The organism is Pedobacter sp. R-06, assembly GCF_049913135.1.
In the GTDB taxonomy this organism is placed as follows: Bacteria; Bacteroidota; Bacteroidia; order Sphingobacteriales; family Sphingobacteriaceae; genus Pedobacter.
In genome coordinates this window covers 4,894,621-4,909,066 of the sequence record NZ_CP183977.1, presented here as the reverse complement: position 1 = coordinate 4,909,066, position 14,446 = coordinate 4,894,621, and the positions used below count along the sequence as shown (strand labels likewise).

The window sequence follows — 14,446 nt, the reverse complement described above, 5'->3', positions numbered from 1 at the left end:
TAACAAATAAAACAATGCGAGGATTAGGTCTTGATACTTGATTCTGGCTACTAGATACTAAAACAATGGAAGCATATATTATAGCCGGATACCGTACAGCAGTGGGCAAAGCACCCCGTGGCGTGTTCCGTTTTACAAGAGCTGATGATTTAGCCGCAGAAGTAATCAGGGCTTTAGTGGCATCGGTTCCGAATTTAGATAACGAACAGATTGATGATGTAATTGTGGGTAACGCTACTCCGGAAGCAGAGCAGGGCTTAAATATTGGCCGTATGATTTCGCTGATGGGTTTGGATACCGATAAAGTTCCTGGTGTTACCGTAAACCGTTACTGCGCATCAGGTTTAGATACCATTGCCACGGCAGTTGCTAAAATTAAAGCCGGTATGGCCGACTGTATTATTGCAGGTGGTGTAGAGGTTATGAGCGGAATGCCTTTTGGCGGGTGGAAACTCGTTCCTAATGCAGAAGTTGCAAAAAACAATCCAGACTGGTATTGGGGTATGGGCTTAACCGCCGAAGCAGTAGCTAAAGAATACAATGTGAGCCGCGAAGATCAGGATGCTTTTTCGTTAAAATCTCATGAGAAAGCCATTCACGCTATAAAAAATGGTCATTTAAAAGATGGTGTTTTGCCAATCACGGTAAACGAAAATTACCTTGATGCCAACCTTAAAAAGAAAACCCGTTCATATGTGGTTGATACCGATGAAGGTCCACGTGCAGATACTACCTTAGATAAATTGGCGAAACTGAAACCCGTATTCGATGCGGTTGGAAGTGTAACCGCGGGTAATTCATCGCAAACATCAGATGGAGCAGCTTTTGTTTTGGTGGTGTCTGAAAAGAAAATGAAAGAATTAAATGCAGAACCTATTGCCAGGTTGGTAAGCTACGGTATCGCAGGAGTTCCACCACGCATTATGGGGATTGGCCCAATTGAGGCTATTCCAAAAGCGTTGAAACAGGCAGGTTTGAAAAAAGAAGATATCGATTTAATCGAGCTGAACGAAGCTTTTGCCTCGCAATCGTTAGCCGTAATCAGAACATTGGATTTAAACCCTGATGTAATTAACGTAAATGGTGGTGCAATTGCATTGGGGCATCCGCTGGGCTGTACAGGAGCAAAACTTACCGTGCAGATTATGAATGAGCTAAAAAGACAAAACAAAAAGTACGGAATGGTAACCATGTGCGTAGGAACCGGGCAGGGTGCAGCGGGGATATTTGAGTTGCTTTAATTAGTATCGAGATATGAGTATGTAGTATCAAGATTTAATAGCAGGTGAATAAACCAGTTTATAAAATCATCCCGACATATTACTCAGTCACTAATACTAATATATATGCATAATTTTAAAGAACTAAAAGTTTGGCAAAAATCAATCGAATTAGCTGTTGAAGTTTATAAAGCGACATCGCTCTTGCCGAATGAAGAAAGATTTGGACTGATTTCACAAATGAAAAGATGTTCAGTATCAATTCCTTCAAATATAGCTGAGGGTTCTGGTAGAGGAAGTGGTGCTCAATTCAAATATTTTTTGAACATAAGCCAAGGTTCAGCTTTTGAGCTAGAGACCCAATTGATTATTTCAAACCGACTTGAATTACTAGATACTGAATTATCAGCAGATTTGATTGAGAAAACTACTGAGATTCAAAAAATGGTTTATGCTTTGGATAGAAGTATCAAAGTGTAAGCATTAAGGTTTGAGTATAAAGTGTCCAGATTGAATAAAAGAAATAATAGAAAAAAATAATAAGCGATATCAAGTTTTTAAGCACAGTTTTGATACCTGATAATAGCTGCCCAATATTAAAATTTAGTGATATCTAGTGTTAAGCTTTGTCTTGATACTAGATACTCATTACTAGATACTATTAAAATGGAAACAACTGAAAAAAAGACAATTAAAGGTGGTGAATTCTTAATTAAGGATACCACTTATCAGGAAGTATTTATCCCTGAGGAATTTGATGAAGAGCAGCAGATGATTGCACAAACCTGTCGCGATTTTCTGGCGGCTGAGGTTTATCCCAATTTAGATAAAATTGACAAGCAGGAAGATCCTGAGCTAATGCCAACACTCTTAACCAAAGCTGGCGAACTGGGTATTTTAGGCGTTTCGGTACCGGAAGAGTATGGCGGTTTTGGTAAAAACTTCAATACTTCCATGCTGGTTGCAGATGTAGTAGGTGCAGGCCACTCTTTCGCCGTTGCACTATCCGCTCATACCGGAATTGGGACGTTACCGATTTTATATTATGGTAATGAAGCACAAAAAGCAAAATATATTCCTAAACTCGGTTCGGGTGAATGGAAGGCTGCTTATTGCTTAACCGAGCCAAACTCAGGTTCGGATGCAAACTCTGGTAAAACGAAGGCCAAGTTAAGTGACGATGGTAAACACTATATTATCACGGGACAAAAAATGTGGATCACCAATGGTGGTTTTGCTGATATCTTTATCGTATTTGCCAAAATAGACGATGATAAAAACTTAACCGCATTTATTGTGGAGAAGGAATTCGGTGGCATCACTATGAATCCCGAAGAGCATAAAATGGGTATTAAAGGTTCTTCAACCCGTCAGGTTTTCTTTAACGATTGCCCTGTACCTGTTGAGAATATGTTGAGCGATAGAGAAAATGGTTTCAAAATAGCGGTTAACATTTTAAATATCGGTCGTATCAAATTATCAGCAGCAGCTATTGGTGCTTCAAAAGCAACTTTAAATACAGCGATTAATTATTCGAACGAACGGATTCAATTTGGTCGGCCGATTTCTAAATATGGCGCTATCCGTTTTAAAATTGCAGAAATCGCCGCTAAACTTTATGCTGTTGATTCTGCAAACTATCGTGCCGGACAAAATATTGATGACACTTACGATCAACTGGTTGCAGGTGGAATGGAATCTGGTAAAGCGAGGTTAAAATCTGTTGAACAATTTGCGGTAGAGTGTGCCATTTTAAAAGTATGGGGTTCTGAAGCTTTAGATTATACTGTGGATGAAGGTGTGCAGATTTACGGTGGCATGGGCTTTAGTGCCGATGCGCCAATGGACAGGGCCTACCGTGATGCACGTATCAACCGGATTTTCGAAGGTACAAATGAAATTAACCGTTTGTTGACAGTTGATATGATGCTGAAACGCGCCATGAAAGGTGAACTGGATTTAATGACGCCAGCTACAGCAGTTGCAGCCGAATTGATGAGCATCCCCGATTTTGGTGAAGAAGATACTACCCTGTTTGCTGCAGAGAAAAAGGTGCTCTCGAATTTGAAAAAAGCAACTTTAATGGTGGCTGGTGCTGCGGTTCAAAAATTGATGATGACTTTAAGCAAAGAGCAGGAAATTTTAATGAACATTGCCGATATGGCGAGTTATGTTTATGTGCTCGAATCGGCGTTGTTGAGAACAGAAAAATTAGCAAGTACCCGCGGCGAAGAAGCCATTGCAGGTCAATTAGATCTGTTGAGAATTTATTTAGTAGAAGCGGTTGATGGCATAGCCAAAGCAGGTAAAGAAGCACTTTGGGCTTTTGCGGAGGGGGATGAGCAACGTATGATGCTGGTTGGTTTACGCCGCTTTACAAAAGTAGAACCGTTTAATGTTAAAGATGCCCGCCAAAGAGTTGCGCAACAGCTTATTGAGGCGAACAAATATATCTTTTAAGAGGGGTAAGGTGTAGGGTTTAAGGTTTAGGGCCTGGGTGCATTTACTCAGGGCCTAAACCTTTTTTTGTTTCCCTCCGAATTTGTCGTCATTTCGAGCGAAGTGCAACGCAGTCGAGAACCCTAAGGCTCAGCGAAGCTAAATCTTTTAGAGGTGCTATAAAAGCATGAAGATTTCCGTGGTGTCAGATATTACCATCTGACACCATCGGGAAGTGGAAAAGATAAATTGTAAAGCAGGCTTGCAATAACCGAAGAGGTGGAAGATTGCGCTTCAAAAAAATATAACCCATTAGCTTTATGCTATTAAAATCCTATTTTCGCGCATGTTTAAATTTAGATTTCTTACGGTACTTCTTTTATGTGTAGCTGTTGTTTCATCCTGTAAAAAAGATGAAGACCCTGAAAAACAGATTACAGATTTCATCAAGCAAAATAATATTAATGCAGTTAGAGACGATTCTGGCTTGTATTATCAGATCATTAAACCCGGTACAGGTTCGTTTACTTATCCAAGTAATACCAAAATCACCATTAAATACGAAGGCAGGTTGTTAAGTGGCAATGTATTTGATAATGGAGGAGGCAAAGAACAAACATTTAATCTTGCCGAACTGATCCAAGGTTGGAGAATAGGCATTCCTAAAATCCAAAAAGGTGGCGAAATCAGGTTGATCGTGCCACCGGGTTTGGGATATGGAAGCAGTTCGGTAGGTACTATTCCTGGTAACTCCGTACTAGATTTTACCATACAACTTTCGAATGTACAGTAGTGGGCTATTAATCAGCTACGTTTTACAGTAGCATATTTGTTAAAATAGGTTAAAAATTGTAGCATCCGTATTAAAAGCTTATTTTTGCGGATGATGGTTAAGTTTAAATATTTTATACTCATGATCTGCCTTGCAGGATGCTTGGCAGCCTGTAAGAAAAATGAACCAGTAGATGATTACGATCCTACTCCACAATTTAAGGCCGATACTGCTGCAATAAGTGCTTTTGTTAAGACGAATAATATCCAGGCTACGAAAGATGCCAGTGGTATATTTTATCAGATATTAGAGCCTGGGGCAGGAAGTGTAACTTATCAAGCTTCTACTAAAATTACCTCCAATTATGAAGGTAAACTATTAAACGGTACTGTTTTCGATACCACTAATGGTACTCCTATATCATTTATATTGGGAAATGTGATCGTAGGCTGGCAGATCGGAATTCAGAAAATACAAAAAGGTGGTAAGATCAGGTTAATTATACCATCAGTTTATGCTTATGGAACGCGCTCATCAACTTCGGTCCCGGCAAATTCAATACTCGATTTTACTATAACACTTACAGACGTACAATAATAAATGAACAAATTTACTAAACTTAGCCTATTCGCACTTTTACTGGCTACTACAATCTTTAGCTCATGTAAAAAAGAGTATGATACTGCTCAAACTATAGATGATGCGGCTATAAAAGCATATATATCAAAAAACAACCTGACTCAAATGCAACCTGATTCTGCTAAAACAGGATTTTATTTTCAGGTTACAAACCCTACTGATGGTACGCTTTTCTTAAATAAAGATTCAGTATTGTATGATGTAACAGTTAAATCTATGACGAATGGAACAACTTATCTCCAGTCTCCATCGAACGGCAATTTGGGTACATATGTTGGATATTTAAATAGCTTTTTCCAATCGTCTTTATCAACAACTATTACCTACAATATACCTGCAATAAGGACAGCTGTGCTTAAATTAAAACCAGGAGGTACAGCTAGAATTTTGTTGCCATCATATTTGGCCTTTGGTAGAAATGGTGCAGGCCCGATCCCTTCAAACGAAAATCTTGATTTTATAATCAAAACTTATCCATACCGCAAACAGTGGTTATTTGATGATGCGAAGATTCAAAGTTATTTAACGGCTAAAAATTTAACAGCAACTAAAGATTTAAGCAGAGTATACTATATTGTTGGAACCGAAGGCACTGGTTCGGATGTAATCACCAATGAAAGTACACTCATACTTAAGTATACAGGAAGATTTTTAGATGGCACCAGTTTTGACTCTTCAACAGATGGAACTTTCTCAACGACATTGAACGGTGTAATAGCCGGATGGGGATTACTTACTAAGTTTAAAGCAGGAACAAAGGTTAGACTTTTCATTCCTTCTGACCTCGCTTATGGAGCTGGTGGGCGCAACTCTATCCCCCCTAACGCTGTTTTGGATTTCGATATTGAAATTGTAAAGGTTACAAATTAGATAAAGCCTCTTTAAAAACTTTTAAAACCCTTTCCCTTGCAAAAGTATGCTCAACTATTGGTTGGGCATTTTTTTTTGTCCCAAATTCCGGCACCCACTTTTTAATATATTCAAATTTGGGATCAAATTTTTTGGTTTGAAGTTCAGGATTAAAAACCCTAAAATATGGAGCTGCATCATTTCCTGATCCGGCTGCCCATTGCCAGCCGCCCACATTGCTTGCCATTTCGTAATCCAATAATTTTTCAGCAAAATACGTTTCTCCCCAACGCCAATCGATGAGTAAATGTTTGGTTAAAAAACTCGCTACTACCATGCGCACGCGGTTGTGCATCCAGCCGGTTTGGTTAAGCTGCCTCATCCCTGCATCAACAATCGGATAACCAGTATTGCCCTCGCACCAGGCCCTAAATTCATCTTCGTTGTTGCGCCATTTTATTTTATCGTACTGTTTTTTAAACGAATCGAAAGCGGAGTAAGGGAAGTGCCAAAGTATGGTCATATAAAATTCCCGCCAGGCCAGTTCAGAAAGCCATACATTCGATTTTGCTTCCAATGCATCCTTAACCGCTTTCCGAATACTTAATGTTCCAAACCGCAAGTGTAAGCCGATGTGAGTGGTGCCATCTAAAGCAGGGAAATCGCGCTCTTTTGCATAATCATCGAGTTTGTTTTTATAATTGATTTTCGGAAAATCCAGCTTACTCTTTTCAAAGTCCATTTTATTTAAACCTGGATGGGGTAGGTGTTTGATTTGCAATAAATTTTTAAGATATTTTTTAGTGGGGTAAGCTTTCACATAAAAATCGTTCAGCTTGGCATGCCATTGTTTGTAGAAAGGTGTAAAAACAGTGTAAGGCGTCTTATCAGCTTTTAAAATTTCGTTTTTTTCAAAAATAACCTGATCCTTGTACGTTTTGAAGGCTATTTTTTCGCTGGTTAAAAATTCGGCCATGTTATCGTCACGTTCGCGGGCATAAGGTTCATAGTCGTGATTGGTGTACACGCCCTTCACATCATATTCCTTTAAAATTTCTGACCATATTTTTTCGGGCTTGCCATATTTTACCAATAAATCTGATCCATATTGCTGAAGTTCTTCCTTCAAATCTTCAATAGTTTGATAAATGAAGGTTACCCGTGCATCATCTTTTGGAAGCTTATCTAATATGTTCTGATCAAAAATAAACAATGGTAAAACCGGATAACCGCTTTTAAGTGCATGGTACAAAGCAGCATTATCTGCTAAGCGTAAATCGCGACGGAACCAAAAGATGGATATTGGAGTCATTTAGGTGAATTATTATTAATTAATTTTTACGTCATGCTGAACTTGTTTTACAAGTAGGTATAGCGTTTTCAATTGCCTTGTAGCTACTACATGGTCAGCATCTTTTAGTACAGGTATAATGATATACAAAGATCCTGAAATAAATTCAGGATGACGATATTTAACCTACTTATAAAGGTCTTTCAAAGCATCCTCCAAATGGGTGAATTTAAATTTAAATCCTGCATCCAGAATTTTTTGTGCCGAGGTATTGTTGCTCATTAAAACGGCTTCTACCCGTTCTCCCAATAATAGCGATAGTACTTTTTTAGAGACTTTAAATGGCCAAACAGGGCGGTGCAGCTGTTTGGCAATCGCTTTGGTTAATGCTTTATTGGTGACCGGAAAAGGCGCACAGGCATTATAACAATCCTCCATTTTAAGATTTTCGATGGCTTCGACGTACATTTCTACCATATCATCAATGTGCAGCCAGGGAGTCCATTGTTTGCCAGTGCCTAATGCTGCTCCGGCAAATAACTTTACAGGTTTATCGAGTTGTGGTAAGGCGCCGCCATGATTACTTAAAACGATTCCGGTGCGGAGTTTTACAATTCTGAGGCTTAGCTTTTTGCCTTGATCTACGGCATCTTCCCAAAGTTTACAGCATTCTGCTAAAAATCCGTAACCGTTCGGGCTTTCTTCTGTTAAAATTTCATCACCACAATCGCCATAAAAACCAACAGCCGAAGCAGAAATAAACGATTTTAGTCGGTTGTCGGGTTTCGATTTAATTGTTTTAAAGAGTAATTCTGTCGATTTTACACGGCTATCGATGATCTGTTTTTTGCGTTCATCGGTCCATTTTTTATCCGCCACGGGTTCTCCCGCTAAATGGATAATGGCATCTACATCATTCAAACAATCAGCATCAACAGTCCCTTTGTAAACATCCCACACAAAATTATTCGGATCGTTATCTCTCTTTCGCGAAAGTGTATTCACCTCATAACCCTTGCTTAGCAAATGTTTTTTTAGCTCAGTACCAACAAGTCCCGTAGCCCCGGTAATCAGAATCTTCTTTGCCATCTTTTTAAAACACTAAAGATACAAAAGGGTTTTTCTAAAGTCTAAAGTCTAAAGACTAAAGACTAAAGACCTGCAATAATTTTATTTTTAGGAGCTTTAACCGAGTAACTTAATTTGATAGTCCTGGTCTCGTTAGGGGCAATTTTTAATTGCCAGGAGAGCATTCCGTTTTCTTTATTTACCTCTGCGCCACTGTTCTCTAACAATTCGGTTTCGATGTCGCTCTCTGTCGATAGCGGATATTGGTCCTTAAGTGATAGGTCTATCGTTTCTTTTTTAGTGTTTCTAATTTTGATCAGATAAGTAAAAACTTGTTTTTTATTCGACCCAATAAATTTTGTGCTGCTAAAATCCTGTTGCTTCTCTTTTGTGATAATAATCTTTTTATCTTTTCCCATGCTTAAACTAAGGGTATCTAAAATGTTCGCTGGGTTGATATATGATTTTCCGGTATAGGTACCTTCGAAAATAATATTGGCATTTCCGGCCTGGAGATTCAATTTTTCCCAGTCGGTTACATCAGCCAGTAAATAAGCATCGGTACTTAGTTTTGGAGCAGCATAATATCTGTATTTGGCAGGTACTGCATATTCTTTAAATGCAACGGTGTGAGGCCTGTTGTCGCTGTTCACATCATAGGGGATATCAATATCAAATGTTACACCCAATTGGGTTTCGTTAACAGTCGTATAATCGTTTACGGTAGAAACTGCACCGGTAAAATTTTTCTTTTTTTCAGCGCCATAACCCACAACCACAACTTCACTTAGTTCGCTTTTGTCGGCAATTGGCGACGCCATTCCTCTGATCCGTAGTTGTTGTTGATAGGTGGATACAAACCATGGGTTTAAATTTGGTGCAGTAATGTTATAACTTGGGTTACCGATAGATAAAGAAAGTTTAACTTTTTTCCAATCGAGACCTGTGCTCTGTGTAATGGCTGCCTTGTACACTATGTCTAACGGATTTGAGGTGCTCATCGCTTTTATATCATAACTTGCCAGCCAATTTGCATTTGGTGTAACATATGAAACATTATAACTGGCATCTATATTTTCTTTGGCCATTAACTGTAAAACCAATTGCCCCAGCTGCTGGTTAGGATTGTTCCTTAATTCGGAGATCTGCTGTTGAAATGCGTTTAGTTTTTGGTTTTGTTTATCCTCAATCAATGTGAGTGCTGATATGGCATTCCTAACCGCTGCATTTTTTGTGCGGTAGTATTCTGCTAATTTGATCAGTTCTGCCACATTTGTTCCATTAGCTGTCCCGCCCGATTTTCTGTTCTCATCGAGTAATAGCAAAGTTTGCTCTTCAATGGTTTTTGCATTTTTTGTTTTAATTAATTCGTTGCTTACTATTTTAACACTATCGTTCAGTTTTTTAATTTCAGGATTGGCGGCATCGGTATTCAGAAAATCTTTATTAAATTGAACAGATAAAATGGTAACTCCCGGTGAAACACTAACCTGTATCGAATTTTCATTTACCCGTCCGGAAATATTGTTGACTACAATTTCTGATGTTCCTGATGGAAGGTTTATCTTTCCTTTATGCAAAAGTTGTGCTCCGTTGTTATAAACAGTTACACTTTCAAGTATAGCTTTACTTTTTAGCTGTTGCTGCGCAAATACGCTTATTGGAAATAACAGGCTGATGAGTATTCGTTTCATAGTTTTTTATTAAGGTGTGTTGAAGATCAATATTTGATTGAAAGATGTATTAATACTTCATTTTCCATAAAAGCGTTTTTTTTGTTACCTATTTGTAAAGAATTATTTAGGGGTTTGATGAAGAAGAAAAATAAGATAAATTTGTAAAAGCGTTCTTACACCCTTTTCGATAAAAGATGTCCAAAAAAATTTTAGTCTGGTTTAGAAATGATCTTCGATTGCATGACAATGAAATGCTGGTCGAGGCAATTGCTAAATCTGATTCGATTTTGCCTGTTTACATTCTCGATCGCCGTTCTTTTGGCGAAACAAAATACGGTACGTTAAAAACAGGTAATATTAGAGCACAGTTTATTTTAGAAAGTGTTTTAGGATTACGCAATTCTTTAAAACAGATTGGCGGTAACTTGCTTATCGCCGAAGGCAACCCCGAAGATATTATTCCTCAACTTGTTCAGGAATATGAGATTACCGAAGTTTACCATCACCGTGAAGTAGCACGCGAAGAAACGCATATTTCAACTTTGGTAGAAAATGCACTTTGGAAATTACGCATCAATCTTAAACATTTTATCGGCCATACCTTATACAATAAGGAAGACCTGCCTTTTCCCATTAAGGATATTCCCGATGCTTTTAACCAGTTTAAAAAGAAAATTGAACGCGATTCGATTATCAAACCTTGCTTTGCAGCACCCGACCGGATTAATGTAGCCGAAGTGATTGATTGGGGTACCTTACCATCATTAGAAGACCTTAATCTTTTGCCACAACAAAAAGACCAGCGTTCTGATTTTGAATTTGCTGGTGGCGAGGCCGAAGGTTTGGCCCATCTCCAAAAAGTGATTGTGGCTATGCAGCAGGCTGCAACAACCAAGAATTTAATTCTGGCTTCAAAACTATCGGCATGGCTGGCCATGGGCAGTTTATCACCACGAAAAGTATACTGGGAAATTAAAAAAATGGAAGGTGTACCCAATACCAAAGCCATGTTCAACCATATTTTATTAGGACTGCTTTGGAGAGATTATTTCCGCTTCATGTTTAAAAAATATGGCAATACTTTTTTTAGCCCGGATGGGTTTGGCAGCCAGGGGTTGATTGATATTGTGAATGAGCAGGATAATTTTAGTAAATGGAAGAATGCGCAAACAGGTTTTGCTGTGGTAGATGCGGTGATGACAGAGTTAAATCAGACTGGCTTCATCTCAAATATCGCCAGACAAACCGCTGCCTTATATCTGATCAATAACTTAGAAGTAAGCTGGGTTTTTGGCGCAGCATATTTTGAAGAAAAGCTGATTGATTATAACCCTGCAAGTAACTGGGGCAATTGGGCCAATGTAGCTGGTGTAGGAAACGATCAGAAATCAAAAAGTGTTTTCGATCTTGATAAAAATATCAAAAACCTCGATCCGAAAGGAAACTACTCCCTAACTTGGGCATCATAGTTGTAAGGGTTGAATGATTGCGTTTTGAATGATTGAATTTGAAGATTTCCCGATAAGTTAAAGTCATATTTTTGTGATTCTCTCACTCAATAATTTTCTCATTCAATAATTCTCATTTTAATCGAGATTTTTGCCGTTTATATAAGGTAAAATTCTAATTTTGTAGTGCTTATAGTAAATAGTTAATAATGGATAAATTATCTTATCTTAATGGCGCAAACGCCGAATATATAGAGTCTTTATATCAATCCTATCAACAAGATCCTGAGTCTGTTGAATTTGGTTGGCAGAAATTTTTCGAAGGTTTCGATTTTGGAAGAGGTTCGGAAGCTCCTGCAGTAACAGCAGAAACTCCTGAACAATTTTTAAAAGAGGTTAATGTTTTAAACCTGATTGATGGTTATCGTAGCCGCGGTCACTTATTTACGCACACCAATCCGGTTCGCGAAAGACGTAAACACTTACCAACATTAGACCTTGCAAATTTTGGCTTATCGGATGCCGATTTAGAAACCGTTTTCAACTCTGGTGTTGAGATTGGTATCGGTGCGGCGAAATTGAAAGACATTGTAGCCTTTTTAAAACAAACATACGCAGGTTCTATCGGAGCCGAATTTAAGTTTTTACGTACACCAGAAGTGTTGAACTGGATTCAACAAAAAATGGAAAGTGCACGTAATACCCCTAACTTCTCAATCGATGAGAAAAAACGCATTCTCCGGAAATTAAACGAAGCAGTAAGTTTCGAAAATTTCCTAGGCACAAAATTCTTGGGGCAAAAACGTTTCTCGTTAGAAGGCGCAGAGGCTTTAATCCCTGCTTTAGATTCGGTAATCGAAAAAGGTGCTGAATTAGGTATTGAAGAATTTGTAATTGGTATGGCGCACCGCGGTCGTTTAAACGTGCTGGCCAATATCATGCAAAAAACATATAAAGATATTTTTGCTGAGTTCGAAGGTAAAAGCTACAATCCAGATACACCATTTGGTGGCGACGTAAAATACCACTTAGGTTATTCTACGGATGTTGCTACCGTTTCGGGTAAAAGTGTTCACTTAAGTTTATGTCCTAACCCATCGCACTTAGAAACAGTTGATGGTGTGGTAGAAGGAATGAGCCGCTCGAAAATCGATTTCAAATATGGTGGCGATAATAGCCGCTTAGCACCAATTTTGATTCATGGTGATGCATCAGTTGCCGGACAGGGTATTGTTTACGAAGTAATTCAGATGGCAGGCCTTGAAGGTTATAAAACTGGTGGAACCATTCACCTGGTAATTAATAACCAGATTGGTTTTACCACCAATTATAAAGATGCACGTACCAGTACTTATTGTACCGATATTGCTAAAGTAACTTTATCTCCGGTTTTTCACGTAAATGGTGATGATCCTGAGGCTTTGGTTTATGCAATTAACCTGGCAATGGAATACCGTCAGAAATATAAAAACGATGTTTTTATTGATATCCTTTGCTACCGTCGTTTCGGCCACAACGAGTCTGACGAGCCTAAATTCACGCAACCATTATTATACAAAACAATCGAAAAACACCCTAATCCAAGGGAAATCTATATCGATCAGTTAACCAAAGAGGGTAAGTTAGAGGCTGGTTTGGCAAAAGAAATGGAAAAAGATTTCCGTGGTATTTTGCAGGAACGCTTAAACGAAGCTAAAGAATTTGTTGCAGGTAATGCCGAAGTTAAATTTGGTGGTGCATGGGCAGATTTGCGTATGGCTACACCTAAAGATTTCGAATCTTCTCCTGTTACTGCTGTTAAAAAATCTACTTTATTGGAAATTGGTAAGCGTATTACTGCTTTGCCGTCTAATAAAAAGTTTTTCAAAAAAATCGAAAAACTATTTGCTGAACGTGGCAAAATGGTTAACGAAACCAATGTTTTCGACTGGGCAATGGGCGAGCAGCTGGCTTATGGTACTTTGTTATCAGAAGGTAAACGTGTTCGTTTAAGCGGCCAGGATGTAGAAAGAGGCACATTCTCTCACCGTCATGCGGTATTAACCCTTGAGGATAGTGAGGAAGAATATGTACCGTTGGCAAACATTTCTGATCAACAGGCTGCTTTCGATATTTACAATTCACACTTATCAGAATACGGCGTTTTAGGTTTCGAGTATGGTTACGCCATGGCAAACCCGAATGCTTTAACCATTTGGGAAGCACAATTTGGCGATTTCTTTAACGGGGCACAAATTGTTGTCGATCAATATATTGCAAGTGCCGAAACCAAATGGCAACGCGAAAATGGTTTGGTAATGTTATTGCCTCACGGTTACGAAGGTCAGGGACCGGAGCACTCATCAGCACGTATTGAGCGTTTTATGGAGCTTTGTGCCGACTATAACATGCAGGTAACTAACTGTACTACTCCGGCAAACTTCTTCCACGTTTTACGCCGTCAGTTTAAGCGCGATTTCCGTAAACCTTTGGTGGTATTTACACCTAAGAGTTTATTGCGCCACCCTGCTTGTGTTTCTAAATTAGAAGAATTTACCGAAGGTGGTTTTAAAGAAGTAATAGACGATGTAAATGTTAAAGTTGCAGATGTAACACGTATTGTTTTCTGTAGCGGTAAAATTTACTACGAGTTAATGGAGAAACAACAGGCTGATAAATTGAAACATGTAGCCCTGGTTCGTGTAGAGCAGCTGTATCCAACTCCGGTTGATCAGATGGAAGCCATCCAGAAGAAATATAAAAATGCTAAAGAAGTTTTCTGGGTACAAGAAGAGCCAGAGAACATGGGCGCATGGCCATATTTGTTCCGTAGGTTGTACAAAACAGCTTTAAAAGGTATTGATGTAATTTCGAGAAGAGAAAGCAGCAGTACTGCAACAGGTTTTGCAAAACAACATGCTAATCAACAGGCTTATATTTTAGCAAAAGCGTTAGAGATTTCGGTAACGGATGATGTAAAGGATATCGCCAAAAAAGCAACAAAAAAATTAGTTCAGATAGATTAAATGAGGTTTAAGGCGTAAGGTTTGAGGTATAAGGTTAAG

11 protein-coding genes are annotated in these 14,446 nt (G+C 38.6%); 8 read left to right on the top strand and 3 right to left on the bottom strand.

Annotated features, from left to right (window positions below; genetic code table 11):
• The first annotated feature begins 65 nt into the window (after positions 1-65).
• The 6 genes from ACN9MR_RS19790 (at position 66) to ACN9MR_RS19765 (ending at position 5,940) form a co-directional block, all read left to right on the top strand.
• Positions 66-1,241, top strand: a complete 1,176-nt coding sequence (locus tag ACN9MR_RS19790) for an acetyl-CoA C-acyltransferase (RefSeq protein ID WP_108198048.1) — start codon at positions 66-68, stop codon at positions 1,239-1,241.
• A 105-nt stretch (positions 1,242-1,346) separates the two neighbouring features.
• On the top strand, positions 1,347-1,700 hold the full coding sequence (locus ACN9MR_RS19785) for a four helix bundle protein (RefSeq protein ID WP_426326267.1): 354 nt from the start codon (positions 1,347-1,349) through the stop codon (positions 1,698-1,700).
• 186 nt (positions 1,701-1,886) lie between these two features.
• Positions 1,887-3,680, top strand: a complete 1,794-nt coding sequence (locus ACN9MR_RS19780; protein WP_426326266.1) for an acyl-CoA dehydrogenase family protein — start codon at positions 1,887-1,889, stop codon at positions 3,678-3,680.
• Positions 3,681-4,005: 325 nt separating this feature from the next.
• Positions 4,006-4,452: an FKBP-type peptidyl-prolyl cis-trans isomerase gene (locus ACN9MR_RS19775; protein ID WP_426326265.1), complete on the top strand. Its 447-nt coding sequence runs from the start codon at positions 4,006-4,008 to the stop codon at positions 4,450-4,452.
• 90 nt (positions 4,453-4,542) lie between these two features.
• On the top strand, positions 4,543-5,028 hold the full coding sequence (locus ACN9MR_RS19770) for an FKBP-type peptidyl-prolyl cis-trans isomerase (protein WP_426326264.1): 486 nt from the start codon (positions 4,543-4,545) through the stop codon (positions 5,026-5,028).
• A gap of 3 nt (positions 5,029-5,031) precedes the next feature.
• The gene (locus ACN9MR_RS19765) at positions 5,032-5,940 is read left to right on the top strand and encodes an FKBP-type peptidyl-prolyl cis-trans isomerase (RefSeq protein WP_426326263.1); all 909 of its coding nucleotides are present in this window, start codon (positions 5,032-5,034) and stop codon (positions 5,938-5,940) included.
• On the opposite strand, the gene ACN9MR_RS19760 is transcribed toward ACN9MR_RS19765, so the two are convergent.
• The 3 genes from ACN9MR_RS19760 to ACN9MR_RS19750 form a co-directional block, all read right to left on the bottom strand.
• On the bottom strand, positions 5,930-7,231 hold the full coding sequence (locus ACN9MR_RS19760) for a cryptochrome/photolyase family protein (RefSeq protein WP_426326262.1): 1,302 nt from the start codon (positions 7,229-7,231) through the stop codon (positions 5,930-5,932). The two genes, ACN9MR_RS19765 and ACN9MR_RS19760, sit on opposite strands and share 11 nt — an antisense overlap.
• 165 nt (positions 7,232-7,396) lie before the next feature.
• Positions 7,397-8,299: a TIGR01777 family oxidoreductase gene (locus ACN9MR_RS19755; protein WP_426326261.1), complete on the bottom strand. Its 903-nt coding sequence runs from the start codon at positions 8,297-8,299 to the stop codon at positions 7,397-7,399.
• Between the two features lie 62 nt (positions 8,300-8,361).
• Positions 8,362-9,972: a DUF4139 domain-containing protein gene (locus ACN9MR_RS19750; RefSeq protein ID WP_426326260.1), complete on the bottom strand. Its 1,611-nt coding sequence runs from the start codon at positions 9,970-9,972 to the stop codon at positions 8,362-8,364.
• A 176-nt stretch (positions 9,973-10,148) separates the two neighbouring features.
• Between ACN9MR_RS19750 and ACN9MR_RS19745 the strand changes: the two genes are divergently transcribed.
• Together ACN9MR_RS19745 and ACN9MR_RS19740 are read left to right on the top strand one after the other, a co-directional pair.
• On the top strand, positions 10,149-11,423 hold the full coding sequence (locus tag ACN9MR_RS19745) for a DASH family cryptochrome (RefSeq protein ID WP_426326259.1): 1,275 nt from the start codon (positions 10,149-10,151) through the stop codon (positions 11,421-11,423).
• A gap of 188 nt (positions 11,424-11,611) precedes the next feature.
• Positions 11,612-14,407 carry a 2-oxoglutarate dehydrogenase E1 component gene (locus ACN9MR_RS19740; protein ID WP_426326258.1) on the top strand — a complete coding sequence of 932 codons (2,796 nt, stop codon included), beginning with the start codon at positions 11,612-11,614 and terminating at the stop codon, positions 14,405-14,407.
• The last annotated feature ends 39 nt before the right edge of the window (positions 14,408-14,446 follow it).

Bases quoted from the DNA above. Each gene is read 5' to 3' on its own strand.
- ACN9MR_RS19770 (WP_426326264.1), top strand. From the start codon at position 4,543: ATGATGGTTAAGTTTAAATATTTTATACTCATGATCTGCCTTGCAGGA.
- ACN9MR_RS19765 (WP_426326263.1), top strand. From the start codon at position 5,032: ATGAACAAATTTACTAAACTTAGCCTATTCGCACTTTTACTGGCTACT.
- ACN9MR_RS19750 (WP_426326260.1), bottom strand. From the start codon at position 9,972: ATGAAACGAATACTCATCAGCCTGTTATTTCCAATAAGCGTATTTGCG.
- ACN9MR_RS19785 (WP_426326267.1), top strand. From the start codon at position 1,347: ATGCATAATTTTAAAGAACTAAAAGTTTGGCAAAAATCAATCGAATTA.
- ACN9MR_RS19775 (WP_426326265.1), top strand. From the start codon at position 4,006: ATGTTTAAATTTAGATTTCTTACGGTACTTCTTTTATGTGTAGCTGTT.
- ACN9MR_RS19780 (WP_426326266.1), top strand. From the start codon at position 1,887: ATGGAAACAACTGAAAAAAAGACAATTAAAGGTGGTGAATTCTTAATT.
- ACN9MR_RS19755 (WP_426326261.1), bottom strand. From the start codon at position 8,299: ATGGCAAAGAAGATTCTGATTACCGGGGCTACGGGACTTGTTGGTACT.
- ACN9MR_RS19745 (WP_426326259.1), top strand. From the start codon at position 10,149: ATGTCCAAAAAAATTTTAGTCTGGTTTAGAAATGATCTTCGATTGCAT.
- ACN9MR_RS19760 (WP_426326262.1), bottom strand. From the start codon at position 7,231: ATGACTCCAATATCCATCTTTTGGTTCCGTCGCGATTTACGCTTAGCA.
- ACN9MR_RS19740 (WP_426326258.1), top strand. From the start codon at position 11,612: ATGGATAAATTATCTTATCTTAATGGCGCAAACGCCGAATATATAGAG.
- ACN9MR_RS19790 (WP_108198048.1), top strand. From the start codon at position 66: ATGGAAGCATATATTATAGCCGGATACCGTACAGCAGTGGGCAAAGCA.